Below are 22654 nucleotides of genomic sequence, written 5' to 3' on the forward strand. Positions count from 1 at the left end.
CGCCTCTCGTTACACTCGAGGTATCGGCCTTAATGGATGCCTGGCAGTTCCCTACTCTCGCATGGGGAGACCCCACACTACCATCGGCGCTACGGCGTTTCACTACTGAGTTCGGCATGGGGTCAGGTGGGACCACCGCGCTAGTGCCGCCAGGCAAATTCGTTATCCAACCGTCATCTTTTACTGATGACCATTGGCCTTTATCCGGAACAGTCGCTGAAAATTCTCTCATCGCCCTTGCGGACAACGCTCTCATCGCTCAAACACCTTAGGTGTTGTAAGGTTAAGTCTCACGGGTCATTAGTATCGGTTAGCTCAACGCATCGCTGCGCTTACACACCCGACCTATCAACGTCATCGTCTTTAACGTCCCTTCAGGCGGCTTAAAGCCACAGGGAAGACTCATCTCGAGGCAAGTTTCCCGCTTAGATGCTTTCAGCGGTTATCTCTTCCGCACGTAGCTACCGGGCAATGCCATTGGCATGACAACCCGAACACCAGTGGTGCGTCCACTCCGGTCCTCTCGTACTAGGAGCAGCCCCTCTCAATCTTCCAACGCCCACGGCAGATAGGGACCGAACTGTCTCACGACGTTCTAAACCCAGCTCGCGTACCACTTTAAATGGCGAACAGCCATACCCTTGGGACCTACTTCAGCCCCAGGATGTGATGAGCCGACATCGAGGTGCCAAACACCGCCGTCGATATGAACTCTTGGGCGGTATCAGCCTGTTATCCCCGGAGTACCTTTTATCCGTTGAGCGATGGCCCTTCCATTCAGAACCACCGGATCACTAAGACCTGCTTTCGCACCTGCTCGAGCCGTCACTCTCGCAGTCAAGCTAGCTTATGCCTTTGCACTAACCTCACGATGTCCGACCGTGATTAGCTAACCTTCGTGCTCCTCCGTTACTCTTTAGGAGGAGACCGCCCCAGTCAAACTACCCACCAGACACTGTCCTCGACCCGGATTACGGGCCGGAGTTAGAACATCAAACATTAAAGGGTGGTATTTCAAGGTTGGCTCCATAAGGACTGGCGTCCCTACTTCTAAGCCTCCCACCTATCCTACACATCAAGGCTCAATGTTCAGTGTCAAGCTATAGTAAAGGTTCACGGGGTCTTTCCGTCTTGCCGCGGGTACACTGCATCTTCACAGCGAGTTCAATTTCACTGAGTCTCGGGTGGAGACAGCCTGGCCATCATTACGCCATTCGTGCAGGTCGGAACTTACCCGACAAGGAATTTCGCTACCTTAGGACCGTTATAGTTACGGCCGCCGTTTACCGGGGCTTCGATCAAGAGCTTCTCCTTGCGGATAACCCCATCAATTAACCTTCCGGCACCGGGCAGGCGTCACACCGTATACGTCCACTTTCGTGTTTGCACAGTGCTGTGTTTTTAATAAACAGTTGCAGCCAGCTGGTATCTGCGACTGGCTTCGGCTCGGGAAGCAAGTTCCTCCACCTAATGCCAGCGTGCCTTCTCCCGAAGTTACGGCACCATTTTGCCTAGTTCCTTCACCCGAGTTCTCTCAAGCGCCTCGGTATTCTCTACCTGACCACCTGTGTCGGTTTGGGGTACGATTCGATGTGACCTGGTGCTTAGAGGCTTTTCCTGGAAGCGTAGCATCAACCCCTTCACCACCGTAGTGGCTCGTCATCACGCCTCAGTGTTGATAAGAGAACGGATTTTCCTGTCCTCTCCACCTGCACGCTTGAACCGGGACAACCGTCGCCCGGCCGGTCTAGCTTTCTCCGTCCCCCCTTCGCAGTCACACCCAGTACAGGAATATTAACCTGTTTCCCATCGACTACGCCTTTCGGCCTCGCCTTAGGGGTCGACTCACCCTGCTCCGATTAACGTTGAACAGGAACCCTTGGTCTTCCGGCGAGCGGGCTTTTCACCCGCTTTATCGTTACTTATGTCAGCATTCGCACTTCTGATACCTCCAGCAACCCTCACAGGCCACCTTCTCAGGCTTACAGAACGCTCCCCTACCCAACGGGCGTATCCTTAAAACGCCTTACCGTGCCAGGCGGGCACAGGATAACGAGTCGTAAACACGCCGTGAATCCCTCCCTGGAGGCTCGATCCACGCCATCCATGGCGTGGACGGTTTACTCTTTCGTTACCCTGACCCGCCTCTTTGACGCCTTACGCGTCATCAGGCACCTTAACCCGCGCTGATACGCGATTAAGCATTTTAAGTGATACGCCCGCTGCCGCGGCTTCGGTGCATGGTTTAGCCCCGTTACATCTTCCGCGCAGGCCGACTCGACCAGTGAGCTATTACGCTTTCTTTAAATGATGGCTGCTTCTAAGCCAACATCCTGGCTGTCTATGCCTTCCCACATCGTTTCCCACTTAACCATGACTTTGGGACCTTAGCCGGCGGTCTGGGTTGTTTCCCTCTTCACGACGGACGTTAGCACCCGCCGTGTGTCTCCCGTGATAACATTCTTCGGTATTCGCAGTTTGCATCGGGTTGGTAATCCGGGGTGGACCCCTAGCCGAAACAGTGCTCTACCCCCGAAGATGAATTCACGAGGCGCTACCTAAATAGCTTTCGGGGAGAACCAGCTATCTCCCGGTTTGATTGGCCTTTCACCCCCAGCCACAGGTCATCCGCTAATTTTTCAACATTAGTCGGTTCGGTCCTCCAGTTAGTGTTACCCAACCTTCAACCTGCCCATGGCTAGATCACCGGGTTTCGGGTCTATACCCTGCAACTGTGCGCCCAGTTAAGACTCGGTTTCCCTACGGCTCCCCTATTCGGTTAACCTTGCTACAGAATATAAGTCGCTGACCCATTATACAAAAGGTACGCAGTCACCCCATCACTAAGCCCCCTCTGCTTATTTTGTCGGTTGGGCGTCGCTTTCGCTCCGCCTGCCGCACCTTTAGCAAAGGATGCATATGCAGCTTCACCACTGGCTTAGTGATGGGGCTCCCACTGCTTGTACGTACACGGTTTCAGGTTCTGTTTCACTCCCCTCGCCGGGGTTCTTTTCGCCTTTCCCTCACGGTACTGGTTCACTATCGGTCAGTCAGGAGTATTTAGCCTTGGAGGATGGTCCCCCCATCTTCAGACAGGATATCACGTGTCCCGCCCTACTCATCGAACCCACAACCTCTGCACCTTCGGATACGGGGCTATCACCCTCTGTCGCCGGACTTTCCAGACCGTTCTCCTGATGCAAAAGCTGATGGTGGTTCTGGGCTGTTCCCCGTTCGCTCGCCGCTACTGGGGGAATCTCGGTTGATTTCTTTTCCTCGGGGTACTGAGATGTTTCAGTTCCCCCGGTTCGCCTCATTGCGCTATGGATTCACGCAATGATAGTGCAACGAATTGCACTGGGTTTCCCCATTCGGACATCGCCGGCTAATAACGCTTCATATCAGCTTACCGACGCTTTTCGCAGATTAGCACGTCCTTCATCGCCTCTGACTGCCTAGGCATCCACCGTGTACGCTTAGTCACTTAACCTCACAACCCTAAAGTGTCTGCGGAATGGCTGCGAAAGGCCCCTGCCGGTGTTGCGCGGTGCTCGCCATGCTCATGGACATCTAGTCCACTCCGCTGGCTGCGCGCCGGGCGCCTTGGCCGGGGCTTTCTCGCTCATCCCTTAACAGGGCCATCACTGACGCGATGACCTGTTTAGGTTTGCTTGCTTTGAGAGACTCGCATACTGATTTTGCTCAGCATGTTTTTTCAAATTTTCAGCTTGTTCCGGATTGTTAAAGAGCAGTATTTCGCAGCATACTTAACGCGCGTTCACCCGCAGGTGCCGCCATATCAGTGTGCTCTGAAATAATTAAAGAAAAACCAGACAATCTCTCATTTCGCGGTGCGAAATGGTGGAGCTAAGCGGGATCGAACCGCTGACCCCCTGCGTGCAAAGCAGGTGCTCTCCCAGCTGAGCTATAGCCCCAAGTCGTTTCTAACCTTTTAGTATCGTATCAATTCTTTTTCACGCGAATATCGCTGTGCATCAATGAAGAATACAAAGCAACGTCGTTAAAAAGGAAAGCAACACGATAGCCCATTCGTTTCCAGGCAAGGCGTGGGGTCACGAAGTTTATAATAATAAACGAGTGGCGCCGCAACGCAGCATGGGAAGGAATGGTAGGCCTGAGTGGACTCGAACCACCGACCTCACCCTTATCAGGGGTGCGCTCTAACCACCTGAGCTACAAGCCTATAGAAGGTTTTTCTTGCTCAATACTGTTATCAGACAATCTGTGTGGACACGTCACTCGACGCGTATCTTTCGGTAAGGAGGTGATCCAACCGCAGGTTCCCCTACGGTTACCTTGTTACGACTTCACCCCAGTCATGAATCACAAAGTGGTAAGCGCCCTCCCGAAGGTTAAGCTACCTACTTCTTTTGCAACCCACTCCCATGGTGTGACGGGCGGTGTGTACAAGGCCCGGGAACGTATTCACCGTGGCATTCTGATCCACGATTACTAGCGATTCCGACTTCATGGAGTCGAGTTGCAGACTCCAATCCGGACTACGACGCACTTTGTGAGGTCCGCTTACCCTCGCGAGTTCGCTTCTCTTTGTATGCGCCATTGTAGCACGTGTGTAGCCCTACTCGTAAGGGCCATGATGACTTGACGTCATCCCCACCTTCCTCCGGTTTGTCACCGGCAGTCTCCTTTGAGTTCCCGACATTACTCGCTGGCAACAAAGGATAAGGGTTGCGCTCGTTGCGGGACTTAACCCAACATTTCACAACACGAGCTGACGACAGCCATGCAGCACCTGTCTCAGAGTTCCCGAAGGCACAACTCCATCTCTGAAGTCTTCTCTGGATGTCAAGAGTAGGTAAGGTTCTTCGCGTTGCATCGAATTAAACCACATGCTCCACCGCTTGTGCGGGCCCCCGTCAATTCATTTGAGTTTTAACCTTGCGGCCGTACTCCCCAGGCGGTCGATTTAACGCGTTAGCTCCGAAAGCCACGGCTCAAGGCCACAACCTTCAAATCGACATCGTTTACAGCGTGGACTACCAGGGTATCTAATCCTGTTTGCTCCCCACGCTTTCGTACCTGAGCGTCAGTCTTCGTCCAGGGGGCCGCCTTCGCCACCGGTATTCCTCCAGATCTCTACGCATTTCACCGCTACACCTGGAATTCTACCCCCCTCTACGAGACTCTAGCCTGCCAGTTTCAAATGCAGTTCCCGAGTTAAGCTCGGGGATTTCACATCTGACTTAACAAACCGCCTGCGTACGCTTTACGCCCAGTAATTCCGATTAACGCTCGCACCCTCCGTATTACCGCGGCTGCTGGCACGGAGTTAGCCGGTGCTTCTTCTGCGGGTAACGTCAATGATTGAATCTATTCAATCCAACCCCTTCCTCCCCGCTGAAAGTGCTTTACAACCCGAAGGCCTTCTTCACACACGCGGCATGGCTGCATCAGGCTTGCGCCCATTGTGCAATATTCCCCACTGCTGCCTCCCGTAGGAGTCTGGACCGTGTCTCAGTTCCAGTGTGGCTGGTCATCCTCTCAGACCAGCTAGGGATCGTCGCCTAGGTGAGCCGTTACCCCACCTACTAGCTAATCCCATCTGGGTTCATCCGATGGTGTGAGGCCCTAAGGTCCCCCACTTTGGTCTTGCGACGTTATGCGGTATTAGCTACCGTTTCCAGTAGTTATCCCCCTCCATCGGGCAGATCCCCAGACATTACTCACCCGTCCGCCGCTCGCCGGCAAAGTAGCAAGCTACTTTCCGCTGCCGCTCGACTTGCATGTGTTAGGCCTGCCGCCAGCGTTCAATCTGAGCCATGATCAAACTCTTCAATTAAAAGCTTGATGCTCAAAGATTTCATCTGGTTAATCTTTTGAATTAACTGTTTGTCACTCTTCAAGACTTGTATTGTTGTGTTTCGATACGGTCTTGTGAGTGCCCACACAGATTGTCTGATAAATTGTTAAAGAGCATGGCCGGGGAGGTCTAAATCTCACCTGGCGCGGGTTGCGTATATTACGTTTTCCCGCTGAAGAGTCAAGCTTTTATTTGTTTTAACAAAGCGCTTTTCCCTTCCCGACCCGGTCCGTCGCAGCGGTTAATCCCGGTCAGTGGAGGCGCATTATAGGGACTTCCCGAGGCGTGGCAAGCGCTTATTGCAGATTTTTCGCTGACAGGCTAATTCTTACTCAAGACGGCGTCGTCATAGACAATTTTTCCAGTGAAAAGAAGCCATAACGCTGCAAAACCGGCAACAATTCCATCGATTGCGGCGTCATGGTTAAACAATAGGCTTTATTTTCACTCGTAGAGCCGGTACCGGTTATTTCATGCGCGATAAGCCAGGCCGCGCGTTTCGCAATCGCGGAACCTGAATCCACCAGCCGGGTGCCATCAGGCAACACCGCTTTGAGCTCCTCCGCCAACAAGGGGAAATGGGTACAGCCCAGCACCACCGTATCGGGCGGCTCGACTAGCCGCAGCCAGGGCCGCAGAATTTTTTGCAAAACGGGGAGCGCAATGGTTTCACCATGCAGTTTGGCTTCCGCCAATTCAACCAGTTCGGCTGAACCCAAGGTGATGATATGGCAGTCGGCGGCAAACTTGGCGATCAAATCATGGGTATAGGTACGGTGTACCGTGGCGCGGGTAGCCAATAAGCCGACGATGCCATTGCGAGTAAGTTTGGCGGCAGGCTTGATCGCAGGCACCACGCCGACGATCGGGCAGGCAAAACGCTCCCGTAAAGCGGGTAAGGAGATAGTGCTGGCGGTATTACAGGCCACAATCACCATATCCAGCGCGTGCAATTGCTGAACAGCTGCGACGATATTGACCACTCGCTCGACAATAAAGTCTTCCGGCTTTTCGCCATAGGGGAACTCTTCATTATCGAAAACATAGATATAATGCGGATCCGGCAGTAACTCCCGCACTTCATCATAAATGGATAAACCACCCACCCCTGAATCAAAAATCAGGATGGTGGGTCGTTTTGTCTTGCTACCGTCAGAAGGAATAGGTTCCCGTGAGATAAAATTCTCGTCCTGCGGTCTGGTAGCCATAAGCTGTCTCATACTCTTTATCAAACAGATTGGCTATTCTACCACGAACCGTCAGGTGTGGCGTTAACGGATAAGAAGCGGCAATGTCCCATAAACTGACGCCCCCCATCTTCACCACCTGTTCAGTGTTATAATCCGTGTCATAACGCTGGCCGAGGTAATGGTAGTTAAGAGACCAGTCAATGGACGCCACTTGCCAATCCAACTGGTATTTTATCTGCTGCTTGGCCCGGCGGGCCAGGATCTGGTCCGTGGTGGCGTCTCGGGGATCGAGATATTCCAGGGTTAATTGATGCCGGAGCGGGCCGGTATCTACCGAGGCGGTCCATTCCACCCCTTTGATACGGGCTTTGCCGATATTGTAGTAGCGTTCATCCGCCGTATCGTAATCGATGAGATTATCAATATCGTTGCGATAAGCCGAAATACGCCAGTCCACCGGACCTGTCAGTCCTTCAACGCCGCCTTCCCATTGTTTGCTCTCTTCGGGATCCAGGTTGGCGTTACCGCCATAAGCGCCGTAGAGCTGGCCCAGGTTCGGCGCCTTGTACGCGGTGCCGTAAGAGCCGATCAGGCGGTAGCCTTCGATAAACTCCCAGGCGGCGCTGCTTTGCCAGGTGCCGTGCCAGCCAAATTGTGAATTGTCATCTCCCCGCACCGCGCCTTCCAATGTCACCGGTCCGAAAAGCTGCTGCGTCGTGGCATAGATGCCTGTGTTGTGCTGCTCGTAGCCATCGGTGAGGTAGTCGGTACCGGGTTCGGTTGTCTGTTTCTGCCAATCCACCCCGGCGCTGACCAGACCGTGAGTGACGTGGAGGGTATTGCCCCATTGCAGGTTGTATTGATCGGAATCGTCCAGGGTAGCGGAAGCCGAATAGGGTCCGTATTTGGGATCGTAGTTATAGTCCTTGGTATGGCTATAGCTGTATGAGAGCTGGGAGGCGTATATACCTTCCTGAAAACGCAGGCCGGTATCATAGGTGCGGCTATATAACTGGCGGGTATCGAGCAGCGCATCTTCATGCGCCGGGTCGGTATAGGCATAAGTGCCGTCATAAGCGGTACGATTGTCGTAGCCATACACCCGCGCGAAACCGCTGAACTGTTGATTGAACGTATGATCCAACGACGCGAACAGGGTCTTGCTCATGAATCCGTCCCGGTCGGGCTGCGCCGGATCGCCATAAGGGTCGGGCAAATTGGCCTGCACATCGAATCCGCGGGTATAGGTGTAATTTCCCGCCACCGTGGCCACGGTATTATCCCCCAGCCGCTGCTGAGTGGACCCATCGTAACTTTGGTAACCCTTTGAACCCATGCCGGCGCTCAGGGTGGTTCCGGGTTTTTCGCGGGTGGTGATGATATTGACCACCCCGCCGATGGCGTCCGAGCCGTAGACGGCGGAGCGCGGACCGCGGATAAATTCGATGCGCTGAACCAGAGAGATGGGAATTTGGCTAAGATCGGATGAGCCGGAAATCCCAGCCTGATTCAAACGCACGCCATCGATGAGCACCAGGGCGTGACTGGAATTGGTGCCGCGAATGAACAGAGAGCTTTGCTGTCCCAGTCCGCCGTATTGCGCGATATCCACGCCCGGTAAACGGCTTAAGGCTTCAGCTACCGATTTGATTTGGCCACGGTCGATATCCTCGCGTGTCACGACGCTGGTGGGCGCAAGCACTGATGAAACCGGCTGTGGAAAACGATTTGCCGAAACAATAAGTGTGTCATTACTGCCGTTTGGAGCGTTGTTATCCTGCGCCCACCCGGAGAATGTCGTAACGGACAATGCCGCCAGAACGGTATTTTTGATAGTCAACATTGACGTAGCATCCAATAGATAAAATAGGATGCCGCAGGTTCCGTGTTTGATAGCACGCGATAAACAGGGATATTGCGACGAAATACCGGCAGGTTTTCGGGCTTGGGATGTGTTTAACACCAGGCGACGACTTCCCGTCGAAAAGACAGTGTCTGCTTCCGCTATCGCCCTGACGTCCCCTCACCGCTGCGCGTCAGCTCCAGCTTAGAACTGGATTCCCTTTTAACTCACAAGAGACCGGGCAAATATCCTACAATCAAAGGGATAATTATGTCTATAGAACTCATTAGGTAAGAAATTATAAATTGAACAGCATTGGACATCATCCATTTATCCCCTACAATCCCCACAAACCGATAAAGTTGGCCCATATCGACGAGAAATCATCATGACTACCGAGACGTTGCCTATCGACGCTTACGAAACGCAATTGGCTGAAAAAGCCGCCCGACTAAAAGCGATGATGGCAGCTTACCGGGCGCCGGAGCCGGAAATATTCCGTTCACCGGTAAATCATTACCGGATGCGAGCCGAATTCAGGATTTGGCATGAAGAGCAGGACCTCTACCACATCATGTTTGATCCGCTCACCAAAGAGCGTATCCGCATCGATTTCTTTGCCGCCGGCAGCGAGTTAATCAATGGGTTGATGACGGCAATGATCCAGGCCTTGCGCCTTTCGCCGGTTTTACGCCGTAAGCTTTTTCAGCTGGATTATCTCACCACCATGAGCGGTAAAGCGGTCATCACGCTGATATACCACCGTCCGTTGGATGACGAATGGCGCGAGGCCGCCGCAGCGCTGCGGGATGAATTGCGGGCGCAGGGTTTTGCGGTAAATCTCATCGGCCGGGCCGCCAAAACCAAAATTTGCCTGGACCGGGATTATGCGGATGAAAGATTGCCGGTATCGGGAAGGGAACTCATCTACCGGCAGATTGAAAACAGCTTTACCCAGCCGAATGCCGCCGTCAATATCCATATGCTGGAGTGGGCGCTGGCGGCAACCCAAGACGCACGGGGAGACTTGCTGGAGCTGTACTGCGGCAACGGGAATTTTTCGCTGGCGCTGGCGCGTAACTTTGAGCGGGTGCTGGCGACGGAGATAGCCAAGCCTTCGGTGGAAGCGGCACAGTATAATATTGCCGCCAACCATATCGGCAATGTGCAGATCATCCGCATGTCGGCGGAGGAGTTTACCCAGGCCATGCAGGGTGTGCGGGAATTTACCCGGCTGAAAGATATCGACCTGGCCAGTTACCGCTGCGAAACTATTTTTGTCGATCCGCCGCGCAGCGGGTTGGATGACGCCACGGTGGAGCTGGTGCGGTGTTATCCGCGCATCCTGTATATCTCGTGCAATCCCGAGTCATTGTGCCGCAATTTGGAATCCCTTTCTCAAACTCACGACATCATACGCATGGCGCTGTTTGATCAATTCCCTTACACCCGTCATATGGAATGCGGCGTCTTATTGACGGCAAAAACGCCTGAATGAGCGGCGCCTGTTTCAGGGCGCTCTGCACTGCCGATTCCCGCATCGGCGAATAATCATTTCCCGCCATTACCGACACCACTGGCCCCATGACTGCAAACGCCTCCGTCGGGGGGCAATTTTCCCATTCTTATGCCCAACTCTTGGGCCCCTCCCTGCCAGGCCCTGAATATATTTTTACCGCCTTAATCGATATGTGACATGCTTCATATCAAAAATCCCATGTAAATTTAAAATATACTTTCACATTAAATAAAATGACGTTTTGTTTTTCAATGGGGTGAAGGATGTCTCGGACAAACTATCGATGGGTAATATGCGCATTGCTGTTTTTTGGTACCACCATAAATTATCTCGACCGGCAGGTGCTGAGCCTGTTGGAGCCGGCACTAGCCAAAGAATTCAGCTGGAGTAACAGCGACTACGCGAATATCGCAGCAGTGTTTCAATTTACTTACGCTATCGGGATGCTCTTTGCCGGACGGTTTGTCGATTTTACCGGAAGCAAGGTGGGGTACGCCTGGGTGTTAGGCATTTGGTCCCTTGGCGCGGTATTGCATGCCTTTGTGGCGCAGATAGGGGGTGGGATTTCCGCTATGCTGTCCTCGTTGAGTATATCGGTGCCAATAACGATAGCCGGATTTATGTTCGCCCGACTGGTTTTAGGATTGGGAGAATCGGGAAACTTCCCATGCGCTATTAAAGCCGTCGCCGAATGGTTTCCCAAGAAAGAGCGTTCTTTCGCCACCGGCATATTCAATTCGGGGGCAAATGTAGGCGCCATCCTCGCTCCCTTGGTCGTTCCGTGGTTAGCTTTACAATGGGGATGGGAATCAACGTTTGCCATCGTAGGTGTTATTGGCTTTGTTTGTTTATTCTTTTGGAAAAGATTGTTTGATTTGCCGTTGAAATTATTTACCAAAGGAAAATTGAATCAAGCAGAGTACGACTATATTTCCGAGGATGTGGATTCGAAACAAAACCGGGAACAGGAGCACGAAAAGATTTCCTGGTTTAGTTTGTTGGCCTATCGCCAGACCTGGGCATTCGCCATCGGTAAATTCTTAACCGACGGCGTATGGTGGTTCTTTATGTTCTGGCTACCGGCCTATCTGACCGCGCAATACAAGATGACAGGTACGCAAATGATGTTGCCCATCGCGACGATATATTGTATGACAATGGTGGGCAGTATCGGCGGCGGCTGGCTTCCCGCCATGTTCATGAAAAAAGGCCTTAATCCTTATGTTGCCCGTATGCGGGCTATGCTATTTATCGCCGTATTCCCGCTGTCCGCCCTTCTGGCCCAGCCATTGGGTCATGCAGGATTCTGGATGCCGGTTATCCTGATTGGTATTGCCGCCTCCGCTCATCAAGCATGGTCCGCGAATTTATTTACCACTGTATCTGATATGTTTCCTAACAAAGCCGTTGCCTCGGTAATTGGTATCGGCGGCATGGCGGGCGGATTCGGCGGCGTGGCCGTTACCAAGGTCGCCGGCGCGCTGTTCGATCATTATCAGGCGCTGGGAGAAATCAACGTGGGTTACGGCATTATGTTTATGTTTTGCGGATTAGCTTACCTCATTGCCTGGGCATTGATGAAAACGCTGGTGCCTCGATTTAAAGTCATTGAATTTGGTTAATGTTATTTAAATGTAACTGACGCTACGCAGTCGTACTCTCTAATATCAACGAATACAGCTTGATTGCACAACATATATTTGTGCTTTCAAGCTGTGAAGCAGCATCTCCCTCATCCTGCGGTCGGGTTATAATTTATATATTCATTTTAAAAATACATCCGGCCGAATTTCCTCGCGGCCATCTTCGTTACCAATATCTAACAACCAATTATCCGTTTTAACTTAATACATACCTCCATCAACCTTATTTTTCCGGCAGTGAAAACATATATTTCGCCTGCGCAGCCGATGCGGTAGATAAATATTTTGTTTCCATCATTGCATTGACACAATTGAAACAGATAGGTATGCATTGAGGTATCGCTTATTATCTCTTCCGGAGCAATTACATTAATGGCAACGTCAACATCCAAAGACCAGCAGCATGCCGCTTTGGCGGCGCGCTACGGCTCTGAATTGCCGCCCGAATGCGGCCCATGGAATGAAACCATCGCCGCTTTGCTGTCTCATCGCTCGGTACGGAAATATCTACCCAAACCATTACCGGATAATACGGTGACAACGCTCGCTGCTGCCGCCCAATCGGCCGCAACGTCATCTAATTTGCAAACCTGGTCGCTGATTGCCGTAACGGATCCTGCGCTTAAAGCACGTTTGTCCGCGGTTGCGGCCGGACAGAAACACATTATTGAATGCCCGCTATTTCTGGTGTGGGTGGCTGATTTATCAAGGCTGCGCCGCGTCGGCGAACAAAAACAGCAGCAGTTGGCGGCATTAAATTACCTGGAAATGCTATTGGTGGCCACCATTGACGCGGCGCTGGCAGCGCAGAATGCGGTGGTGGCGGCCGAATCCCTGGGATTGTCCACCGTCTATATCGGCGCGCTACGTAACGATACCCAGCGGGTGGCGGCTGAACTAAATTTGCCTGAAGGCGCGGTAGGCGTGTTCGGATTATGTGTGGGCTATGCCGATCACAGCGTTCCCGCCGAGGTTAAACCGCGCTTACCCCAATCGGTGGTGGTCCATCGGGATCAGTATGATGTCGCGGGCGAACCGGCCCGGTTGGACATCTATGACCAAGACCTGGCCGAGTTCAGCCGGCGAAATGAACTGTCGGTGAGTAATTGGACCAATCGGGTGATTGCGCGAACCAAAGAGCTCAGGGCGATGGCGGGACGAGATAAATTAGCCGCGGCACTGCGCGCGCTGGGATTCCCTTTGAGTTAAAGACAAATGATTAAAAAGGTATTAGTGCGAAAATGCTTTGATATATGTTCTATGGTTTCTAGTAGACACTACCCGGTTTATAGGTAACTGAAATTGCATAGTTAATGGCTATGGAAGGCGTAATGCTGATTAAAAATCCTGGTCCTCACCAGAACGGTCTAGCCGTTTTAATTTTCGTCCGATCCAAAACACCAGCACTACCGCCAGGATGGCCGGCACAAAATTGGAACCGATGGCCGGATACTCCGCCCGGATAATGGCGCTATAAAGCAACAGACCCAGTAGGAAACTCGCCGCGGCCAGAGAAGGAAATCCCTGGGGCATGGCGCGATCCTGGTAATGCTGATGCAGGCAGTACACCGACAGCACCAACGTTATAATGGGGAAAATGGAAAAGGGCACAATGGAACTGAATATGGCCGCGAAGGCGCCATTGATGGATAAGCCGGCGATCAATGCCAGGACTAATATTCCTTTTTCTCCGAGGGGTTTGTTCGTCATATCACCTACCTGCTTTCATCAAGAGAAAGGGCGGCCGCTTTTTCCTGCTCCCGGCGATACCAGTAAAAGGCCCCCTTTGAAATCATTCGCAGCTGCAATACCAGGCGCTCTTCCAGTTCGCGACGCTCTTTGATGTCCACATCCAGCGCCTCGGCGCCGGCATTGAAGACAATGATGACCATGGCCTCGGCCTGGGCCTCGGTAAAGCTGCGCGGCATATGATTTTCGATTTCGAGATAGTCGGCAAGTTCCGCGATAAAATGCTGGATTTCGCGGGCGACGGCGGCGCGGAAAGCGCTGGAGGTGCCCGACCGCTCACGAAGCAACAGGCGGAAAGCATTGGGATTATTGCCGATGAATTCCATAAAGGTGGCGACCGAGGTGCGAATGACGCTGCCGCCCTTGGCAATGCGCTGTCGCGCCTGGCGCATCAGTTGACGCAGCATCAGGCCGCTTTCATCCACCATAGTGAGGCCAAGCTCATCCACATCGCGGAAATGGCGATAAAAAGACGTTGGCGCGATGCCGGCTTCACGGGCGACTTCACGCAGGCTCAGGCTGGCAAAACTGCGTTCGGCGCTTAATTGGCTGAACGCCGCTTCGACAAGAGAACGTCGGGTCCGCTCTTTTTGTTGCGCTCTGACGCCCATAATTCAGTCCAGCCCTCAATACCCATAAAAAACCACTATATCAAAATTTGTTGCAACCGCGTTGATACAAAATCTGAATTTTTCCAAAAACGCCCTAGCCTGCGTCCGTTAACAACTGGAATAAGAAAAAGCCTTCGGGCGTTGGGATATTCGGGCTACAATGTTACATTAACGTTGTGAATTTGTATAATGACAGGTTTGACGCGAATGCAATCAGAATACGATTATGATGCCATTATTATTGGCTCCGGTCCCGGCGGCGAGGGTGCCGCCATGGGATTAACCAAACAGGGCGCCCGCGTCGCAGTGATTGAACGTTATAACAGCGTCGGCGGCGGTTGCACCCACTGGGGCACGATCCCGTCTAAAGCACTGCGTCAAGCGGTAAGCCGTATTATCGAATTCAACCAAAACCCGCTATACAGCGGCAGCGCCCATCTGCCCCGGGCCAGTTTTGCCGATATCCTCCATCACGCCGATATGGTCATCAAGCAGCAAATACGCATGCGGCAAGGGTTTTATGAACGTAACCAGTGTCAGATCATTACCGGTGACGCCAGCTTTGTCGATGCCCATACGGTGAAGGTCCGCTATCCGGATAACTCGGCTGAAACGTTCAGCGCGGCCCATATTGTCATTGCCTGCGGCTCACGGCCTTATCACCCCCAAAACGTGGACTTTAATCATCCCCGCATTTACGACAGCGATTCTATTCTGGATTTAAAACACGATCCCCAGCACGTGATTATCTATGGCGCCGGGGTTATCGGCTGTGAATACGCGTCAATTTTTCGGGGCTTGAACGTTAAAGTCGACTTAATCAATACCCGCGACCGGCTGCTGGCCTTCCTCGATCAGGAAATGTCGGATGCGCTTTCCTACCATTTCTGGGAAAACGGCGTGGTGATTCGCCACAATGAAGAATATGAACAGATTGAAGGCACCGACCAAGGCGTTGAAGTGCATTTCCGGTCAGGAAAACGGATGCGTGCCGACTGCCTGCTGTATGCCAATGGCCGTACCGGTAATACCGACTCGCTGGCGCTAGAAAGTATCGGATTGGAAGCGGACAGCCGGGGCCTGATCAAGGTCAACAGCATGTATCAGACCGCCATATCGCATATTTATGCCGTCGGCGATGTCATCGGCTATCCGAGCCTGGCTTCCGCTGCCTACGATCAGGGACGCATCGCGGCGCAGGTCATCATCAAGGGACAGGCCAACGTACAGTTGATTGAAAATATTCCCACCGGTATCTATACCATCCCGGAAATCAGTTCGGTGGGCAAAACCGAACAGGAACTGACGATGTTGAAAGTTCCTTATGAAGTGGGACGAGCGCAGTTCAAACATCTGGCGCGGGCGCAAATTGTCGGGATGAACGTGGGGAGCCTGAAAATTCTCTTTCATCGCGATACCCGGCAAATCCTGGGCATCCATTGCTTCGGGGAGCGCGCAGCCGAAATCATCCATATCGGCCAGGCCATTATGGAACAAAAGGGCGAAGGCAATACTCTCGATTATTTCGTGAATACCACCTTCAATTACCCCACCATGGCGGAAGCCTATCGGGTCGCGGCCTTGAATGGATTAAACCGCCTCTTTTAGCGGGTTGGTGCCCATATAGGTCTGCATATGAACGCGAATGGACTCGGCCAACTGTTCATAGCGCGCGCGCAGCGGCGAACCGGGACGATATACCAAGGCAATGGTGCGTTTCGGTTCAGGTTTGTAGCAGGGCAGATAGCATACGCCGTCACGTTTACGTTCGTTGGGTACCGCCAGCGCGGGCAGCAGGGTAATGCCGCTGCCGGCGGCCACCATGTTGCGCAGGGTTTCCAGACTGGTGGCCCGGAAATGGGTGTCTTCATCGGCGCCTGCCTGGAAACAGAATCCCAAAGCCTGATCCCGCAGGCAATGCCCATCCTCCAGCATCAACAGCTTTTCCCCCGCCAGGTCGGACATCGGTACCCGATCGCGATCCGCCCAGCGATGATCGGTATAAATGGCCAAAAGCATCGGCTCGTCGAACAGCGGAATTTCGATGAAGGCTTCCGATTCCTTAACCAACGCCAGGATCGCGCAATCGAGCTTGCCGCTGTCCAATTGCAGCAATAGCTGGCTGGTCTGAGCTTCGTGCAGGTACATTTCCAGTTTTGGAAAAGTCTCATGGAGTGTCGGAATAATATGCGGCAGCAAATAGGGACCGACAGTGGGGATCAGGCCGATATGCAACGGGCCGGACATGGACTCCCCCTGCTGGCTGGCCATCTCGCGCAGGATTTTTACTTCACGCAATATCGTCCGGGCCTGCTCCACCAGCAAAAGTCCGGCCTGGGTGAACAGCACTTTGCGGCTGGTGCGCTCCAGCAGCATAACGCCTAGCTCGTCTTCCAGCTTCCGAATCTGGCCGCTCAGTGTGGGCTGGCTGACATGGCTGGCATCGGCGGCTCGTCGGAAATGACGATGCTCCGCCAAGGCCACCAGATACTCAAGGTCGCGAATATTCATTAACATCCTCCAATCCGCGATAGTTCGCGTCGATAGATAGGATAGCAATCAACGATTATACCTATCAATAGTAAATATCAATAATAACCCCAACGCAGTATGACATGCTGTTTAATCTTTTTTTCCTTTTTATCGATGGAGTTTCTATGATAAATGCCCGTGAAGGTAAAACCGTGCCGCAGGTAATATTTCACACCCGCAAGGACGACAATTGGCTCGATTTGACTTCAGACGATCTGTTCAAAAACAAAACCGTCATCGTTTTTTCATTGCCGGGCGCTTTCACTCCCACCTGCTCTTCCAGCCACCTGCCTCGTTATAATGAGCTGGCCGGGCTATTCCATCAGTATGGTGTGGACAGTATTTTATGTATTTCCGTGAACGATACGTTCGTGATGAACGCCTGGCAAGCCGATCAAAACGCCGGGCATATCACCTTTATTCCCGACGGCAACGGCGAATTCACTAAAAGCATGGGGATGCTGGTTGAAAAAGCCGACTTGGGATTTGGGCCGCGCTCATGGCGCTATTCCATGCTGGTACGGGATGGCATTGTAGAAAAAATGTTTGTAGAGCCAAACAAACCCGGCGACCCGTTTGAGGTCTCCGACGCCGATACCATGCTGTGTTACCTGGCGCCGGAATGTAAAGTCCAGGAGTCAGTCTCGCTCTTTACCAAGCCGGGATGTCCCTTCTGCGCCAAGGCCAAGCAGATGCTGCAGGACCACGACATTCAGTATGAGGAGATCTCTTTGGGCAAAGACGCTACTACCGTAAGCCTTAGGGCCATGACCGGACGCGCCACGGTACCGCAGGTCTTTATTGGCGGACGCCATATCGGCGGCAGCGAAGAGCTGGAAAGCTATCTGCTGCAGCCGGCTTGAGGTTGTCTATGCGGGCTCACGCCCGCCGAGAGGGTTGACGATGTGTCCGGTCGAGCAGGCTAAGGGACTGAAGGTTATTTAGCATCAAGGCGCTTGTGCGCTTCGTCAATGGCGGATGATACCTGCCGCGGGGACACGCCGCCTTTTGCCGAGCGCTTATCCAGGCAGGAACGCAATGAAAGCGCCGGATAGACATCGTCGGCAATGACCGGACTGAATGCCTGCAACGCCGCCAGCGGCATCTCTTCCAGGGGCAGCGTCTGCTTTATCGCTTCCACTACCGCCTCACCGACGATATGGTGGGCTTCCCGGAAAGGCACGCCTTTGGCAACCAGATAATCGGCCAGCTCAGTGGCATTGGCATAGCCCTGCTGGGCTGCTTCCCGGCAGCGTTCGCGTTTGACCTGCAGGCCGTCCAGGACCAATGCCGCCATATGCAGGCAGTCCAACCAGGTATCCATGGCATCGAACAACCCTTCCTTGTCTTCCTGCATATCTTTGTTATAGGCCAGCGGCAATCCTTTAAGGGTGACCATCATGCCGGCGAGCGCACCCTGCACCCGGCCGCATTTGCCCCGGATCAATTCCAGGGCGTCCGGGTTTTTCTTTTGCGGCATCAGGGAGGAGCCGGATGTGACGCGATCCGATAACTCAATAAACGCGGACTCGCCGGAGTTGAAGAAAATCAGATCCTCGGCAAAACGCGAGAGATGCACCATGCTGATGGCGGCATCCGACAAGAGCTCCAGTACATGATCGCGATCGGATACGCTGTCCAGGCTGTTTCGAGTTGCAGAGGCGAACCCCAGCCAATCCGCCAACTGCTCGCGATCGATGGGATATGCGGTACCGGCCAGCGCGCCGGAGCCCAGCGGGCTGACATCAAGACGTTTCAAGGTATCCTGCAGACGGCTTTCGTCGCGCGCCAGCATTTCGGTATACGCCAGGCACCAATGGGCAAAGGTTATCGGCTGGGCGCGCTGCAAATGGGTATAACCGGGCATGACCGCGTCTTGCGTGGTTTGTGCGACGGCTACCAAGGCTTGTTGCAGTTGGCGAACAGCGGAAATCAATTCCGGAACCTGCATTTTACACCACAGTTTCAGGTCGGTGGCCACCTGATCGTTGCGGCTGCGTCCGGTATGCAGTTTTTTTCCCAAATCGCCCACTTTATCGATCAACCGCTGCTCCACCCAGCTGTGTATATCCTCCGCATCGCTGGTGAGGATCGCTTCCGGCGTGGCGCGTACTTCCTCCAGGATAAACGCCAGGGCTTCCTCCAACCGGATCTGTTCGTCCGCGGTCAGCACACCGACGGTCACCAATGCTTTGGACCAGGCCACGGAGCCGATAAGATCCTGCTCGGCCAGCCGGTAATCAAACCTCAGCGAGTCGTTAAAGAGCTTGAAACGCCGATCCGCCGCCTGACTGAACCGTCCACCCCAAAGTGCCATGTCTTACTCCCCTCGCTATACCCTTCATTTTTCAAAAAGCTTTTGGGTATTCTATTTTTTGAATACATCAAGCCAGAATACGGGTGCCGATGGCGACGCCGTTGAATAGCGCCGGAAGCTGATCGGCGTGGCGCCAACTGGCGATATCCACCGGCCGGCCCAGCGTGCGAGCGGCATCCAGCGCCGCGTTGACTTTTACGATCATGCCTTCAGTAATAATACCCTGGGCAATCAGCTGCTCGGCTTTTTGCGCGGTCATTTCCGCGATGCGCCGCCCTTTGCCGTCCAGGATGCCGCTGACGTCGGACAACAGAATCAAATCGGCGCCCAGAGTCTCTGCCAGTGCGGTGGCGGCCTGGTCGGCGTTGACATTCATCAGTTCGCCGTCGTCGGTAATCCCGATGGAACTCACTATCGGCAAATAACCCGCGCTCAGTAAAGACGTCAATAACGCCGGTGAGCCCGGCTGCGCTTTACCCACATGGCCCAGTTTCGCATCCAGCGGCGTGACTTTAACGCTATCGCCGTCGCCCAGGCATAATCCCACCGCCGGGATAGCATGCTTTTTGGCCCAGGAAAGCAGGGTTTTGTTCGCCGTGCCGGCCAGCGCGCCGGTGATGATGTCTATCTGATCCGCCGGCGTAACCCGAAGGCCATCAATTTTCACTACCGGCAATGCCAGTTTTTTCATCAACTCATCCACCAGGCAACCACCGCCGTGAACTATCACCAGCGGACGCTGATGTTGAGCGCGATAGCTGTCCAGCGCAGTAAACAGTCTTTCCAGCGCTTCTTCGCTATCCAGCAATACGCCGCCTAATTTTACAATTAACGGATTCATTATTTTGTGCCTCGTTATTAGCCGTTAAAGCAGCGCCAGGGTTTGCGAGAAACCAAACCGGATGTTAGCGCATTGAACTGCCTGCGCCGCCGCTCCCTTTAATAAATTGTCTTCTGCGGCTACGACAATAAGATGTTCGCCCTGCACCGCAAAACCGATATCGCAAAACGGTAAGCCTACCACGGCTTTTAGCGCCGGCACGCCTTTATCATACAGCCGCACCAGCGGTTTATCCTGATAGGCGTTGTGATAACATTCGGCCACGTCTTCCGCCGTGACGCCTGTCTTCAGCCGGCAGGTGATGGTCGCCAGGATGCCCCGGGCAAAATTGCCGAGATGGGGGGTAAATATTACCGGGATCCCCAGATGCGCGGCGATTTCCGGCTGATGGCGATGGGTAAAAATCCCGTAGGGTTGCAAACTGACTTCGCAAAAGCTGCTGCCCAGCGACGCTTTACGTCCCGCCCCGCTCACGCCGCTGACGGCATTGATTACCGGCCATTGTTCTGCATTTAGCAGCCCCCCGTCCACCAGGGGCTTAAGAGCCAGTTGAGACGCGGTGGGATAACAGCCCGGGACAGCAATCAGCTGTGCGTGTTTCAACGCCTCGCCCTGCCATTCCGCCAGGCCGTAAACCGCCTTGGCCAGCCAATCGCCGTGCTGATGCTCAAAACCGTAATAGCGGCTGTAAAATTCCGGCTGGTTCACTCGATATGCACCGGACAGATCAAACACGACACAGCCGGCGGCCAGGAACTCCGGCGCCAGATCGTGGCTGACTTCATGGGCGGTGGCAAGAAATACCACATCAACGGTTTTCGCCAGTTCGCTCACGTCGTCCCCCAGGGGCTGTAGCGGCAAATCGACGATGCCTTTGAGCTGGGGATGAAGATCGGAGAGCCGTTTTCCCGCATCCGCACTTTGCGCTGAAACCGCCAAAGCGGCTATGTTCATATGCGGGTGACGATTCAGGTAGGCCGCAAGCTCAGCTCCGGCATAACCGCTGGCACCGACAATCAGCGTATTCAGCATGACGTATGTACACCTTCTTAATCAATATTAACAACGAGAAGGGATCTCCAGCGTCTTCGCCCTACAGCGTTCAAGTTGCGGCAACTCAAAAACTATTGGGTATATTGGCTGTTCACCCGCGAGGCCAAGCGTAGTAGTCTGTTAAGAATCCGTTTACTTAACGCTCAACGTTAGTGTATTTTTATTCACTATTATTGCATGAATATTGATACTATCCAACCCAAAGGCTGTCAACAGTGAAGAATAATTTGCCCCCGTTTATTGAGTTGTACCGTGCCCTGATTGCCACACCGTCCATCAGCGCCACCGATAGCGCGCTGGACCAGAGTAATCAGACGCTAATCAATTTATTGGCAGGCTGGTTCAGCGCATTGGGGTTCCAGGTCGAGATCCAGCCGGTTCCCGGCACCCGGAATAAATTCAATATGCTGGCGAGTATCGGCAGCGGTTCGGGCGGTTTATTGCTGGCGGGCCACACCGATACCGTGCCTTTTGACGACGGTCGCTGGACCCGCGATCCTTTTACCCTCTCCGAACATGATAACAAGCTATATGGACTGGGCACCGCGGATATGAAGGGTTTTTTTGCTTTTATTCTTGATACCCTGCGGGATATTGACGGAAGTAAACTGACAAAACCCTTGTATGTTCTGGCTACCGCCGACGAAGAGACCACCATGGCCGGCGCCAGCTATTTCGCCTCATCCAGCCAGTTAAGACCGGATTGCGCCATTATCGGCGAGCCGACCTCTTTGCAGCCCATACGCGCCCATAAAGGCCATATCTCCAACGCCATACGCATCGTCGGCCAATCCGGACATTCCAGCGATCCGAGCCGCGGAGTCAACGCTATCGAACTCATGCATGACGCGATTTCTCATTTGCTGCTATTGCGCAACACGTTACAGCAGCGTTATCACCATGCCGCATTTGAAATTCCCTACCCCACCATGAACCTCGGCCATATCCACGGCGGGGATGCTTCCAACCGAATTTGCGGCTTCTGCGAATTGCATATGGATATCCGGCCGCTGCCGGGCCTTACCCTTAGCGATTTGAACGGACTGCTGGGGGAGGCACTGGCGCCGGTAAGTGAGAAATGGCCGGGCCGGTTGACTATCGAGGCCCTTCACCCGCCCATCCCCGGCTATGAATGTCCGGCGGATCACCGTTTGGTGTCAGTGGTGGAAAAATTGCTGGGCACCAAGACCGACGTGGTCAACTATTGCACCGAGGCGCCATTTATCCAGGAGGTTTGTCCTACGCTGGTGTTGGGCCCCGGTTCCATTAACCAGGCGCACCAGCCAGATGAATATCTCGATACCGCATTTATTAAACCGACACGGCAGTTGATTTCCCAGGTGGTACGACATTTTTGTCTGCAGTAACTCTCCCGGCACCGTTGGTCGCCCGGCAGATTCGCGCCGGAAGGGAAGAAATACGTGCAAAATGTGCCATTTTTATACTGTTGGATAAGTATTGCTTATATAGGGTCCATGTAATTAACTTTCACGAATTGCCGTGAATGCGCGGTT

14 protein-coding genes, 2 tRNA genes, 3 rRNA genes and 1 riboswitch are annotated in these 22654 nt (G+C 53.4%); of the genes, 6 read left to right on the forward strand and 13 right to left on the reverse strand.

Annotation, left to right across the window (positions count from 1 at the left end; translation table 11 throughout):
* Positions 1-38: 38 nt before the first annotated feature.
* The 7 genes from rrf to btuB form a co-directional block, all read right to left on the reverse strand.
* Positions 39-154 (reverse strand): 5S ribosomal RNA (gene rrf / locus ACL2XO_RS00005).
* A gap of 125 nt (positions 155-279) precedes the next feature.
* A 23S ribosomal RNA gene (locus ACL2XO_RS00010) occupies positions 280-3490 on the reverse strand.
* Between the two features lie 369 nt (positions 3491-3859).
* A tRNA-Ala gene (locus tag ACL2XO_RS00015) sits at positions 3860-3935 on the reverse strand.
* A 192-nt stretch (positions 3936-4127) separates the two neighbouring features.
* Positions 4128-4204 (reverse strand) — tRNA-Ile (locus tag ACL2XO_RS00020).
* 74 nt (positions 4205-4278) lie between these two features.
* A 16S ribosomal RNA gene (locus ACL2XO_RS00025) occupies positions 4279-5821 on the reverse strand.
* Together the 16S, 23S and 5S rRNA genes with 2 tRNA genes alongside form the textbook arrangement of a ribosomal RNA operon.
* Before the next feature lie 353 nt (positions 5822-6174).
* A complete protein-coding gene (murI, locus tag ACL2XO_RS00030) occupies positions 6175-7050 on the reverse strand; it encodes a glutamate racemase (protein WP_132924418.1) in 876 nt (291 codons plus the stop codon).
* Entirely contained in the window at positions 6995-8875 is a 1881-nt protein-coding gene (btuB, locus tag ACL2XO_RS00035) for a TonB-dependent vitamin B12 receptor BtuB (protein WP_413726034.1), read from the reverse strand. The genes murI and btuB overlap by 56 nt, the downstream gene beginning before the upstream one ends.
* Before the next feature lie 69 nt (positions 8876-8944).
* A riboswitch (cobalamin riboswitch) is annotated at positions 8945-9132 on the reverse strand.
* Positions 9133-9263: 131 nt separating this feature from the next.
* On the opposite strand from btuB, the gene trmA reads away from it, so the two are divergent.
* The 3 genes from trmA (at position 9264) to ACL2XO_RS00050 (ending at position 13246) form a co-directional block, all read left to right on the forward strand.
* A complete protein-coding gene (gene trmA, locus ACL2XO_RS00040; protein WP_413741942.1) occupies positions 9264-10373 on the forward strand; it encodes a tRNA (uridine(54)-C5)-methyltransferase TrmA in 1110 nt (369 codons plus the stop codon).
* Between the two features lie 284 nt (positions 10374-10657).
* On the forward strand, positions 10658-12016 hold the full coding sequence (locus ACL2XO_RS00045) for an MFS transporter (protein WP_413741943.1): 1359 nt from the start codon (positions 10658-10660) through the stop codon (positions 12014-12016).
* Positions 12017-12409: 393 nt separating this feature from the next.
* Positions 12410-13246, forward strand: coding sequence for an NADPH-dependent oxidoreductase (locus tag ACL2XO_RS00050; RefSeq protein WP_413726036.1), 837 nt, complete (start codon positions 12410-12412; stop codon positions 13244-13246).
* Between the two features lie 129 nt (positions 13247-13375).
* Here the strand turns inward: ACL2XO_RS00050 and ACL2XO_RS00055 are convergent, their stop codons facing one another.
* Together ACL2XO_RS00055 and fabR are read right to left on the reverse strand one after the other, a co-directional pair.
* Complete coding sequence (locus ACL2XO_RS00055; protein WP_132924408.1) at positions 13376-13747, reverse strand: YijD family membrane protein; 372 nt, start codon at positions 13745-13747, stop codon at positions 13376-13378.
* Between the two features lie 5 nt (positions 13748-13752).
* The gene (fabR, locus tag ACL2XO_RS00060) at positions 13753-14397 is read right to left on the reverse strand and encodes an HTH-type transcriptional repressor FabR (RefSeq protein WP_132924406.1); all 645 of its coding nucleotides are present in this window, start codon (positions 14395-14397) and stop codon (positions 13753-13755) included.
* 207 nt (positions 14398-14604) lie between these two features.
* Here fabR and sthA point away from each other — a divergent pair, with 207 nt between their 5' ends.
* Entirely contained in the window at positions 14605-16005 is a 1401-nt protein-coding gene (gene sthA, locus ACL2XO_RS00065; protein ID WP_132924404.1) for a Si-specific NAD(P)(+) transhydrogenase, read from the forward strand.
* Here sthA and oxyR read toward each other — a convergent pair.
* Positions 15988-16908: a DNA-binding transcriptional regulator OxyR gene (gene oxyR / locus ACL2XO_RS00070; RefSeq protein WP_132924402.1), complete on the reverse strand. Its 921-nt coding sequence runs from the start codon at positions 16906-16908 to the stop codon at positions 15988-15990. The genes sthA and oxyR overlap by 18 nt on opposite strands.
* Before the next feature lie 146 nt (positions 16909-17054).
* On the opposite strand from oxyR, the gene ACL2XO_RS00075 reads away from it, so the two are divergent.
* Entirely contained in the window at positions 17055-17792 is a 738-nt protein-coding gene (locus ACL2XO_RS00075) for a glutathione peroxidase (RefSeq protein ID WP_413741944.1), read from the forward strand.
* A gap of 74 nt (positions 17793-17866) precedes the next feature.
* Here the strand turns inward: ACL2XO_RS00075 and argH are convergent, their stop codons facing one another.
* From argH to argC, 3 genes are all read right to left on the reverse strand, one after another.
* The gene (argH, locus tag ACL2XO_RS00080) at positions 17867-19246 is read right to left on the reverse strand and encodes an argininosuccinate lyase (RefSeq protein ID WP_413741945.1); all 1380 of its coding nucleotides are present in this window, start codon (positions 19244-19246) and stop codon (positions 17867-17869) included.
* Between the two features lie 67 nt (positions 19247-19313).
* Positions 19314-20090, reverse strand: coding sequence for an acetylglutamate kinase (argB, locus tag ACL2XO_RS00085; protein ID WP_413743012.1), 777 nt, complete (start codon positions 20088-20090; stop codon positions 19314-19316).
* A 21-nt stretch (positions 20091-20111) separates the two neighbouring features.
* Positions 20112-21119 carry an N-acetyl-gamma-glutamyl-phosphate reductase gene (argC, locus tag ACL2XO_RS00090; protein WP_413726039.1) on the reverse strand — a complete coding sequence of 336 codons (1008 nt, stop codon included), beginning with the start codon at positions 21117-21119 and terminating at the stop codon, positions 20112-20114.
* Between the two features lie 236 nt (positions 21120-21355).
* On the opposite strand from argC, the gene argE reads away from it, so the two are divergent.
* Positions 21356-22507, forward strand: a complete 1152-nt coding sequence (gene argE / locus ACL2XO_RS00095) for an acetylornithine deacetylase (protein WP_413741946.1) — start codon at positions 21356-21358, stop codon at positions 22505-22507.
* Positions 22508-22654: the final 147 nt, after the last annotated feature.

It is taken from the genome of Sodalis sp. RH15, from assembly GCF_047324255.1.
Taxonomy (GTDB): domain Bacteria; phylum Pseudomonadota; class Gammaproteobacteria; order Enterobacterales; family Enterobacteriaceae; genus Acerihabitans; species Acerihabitans ligni.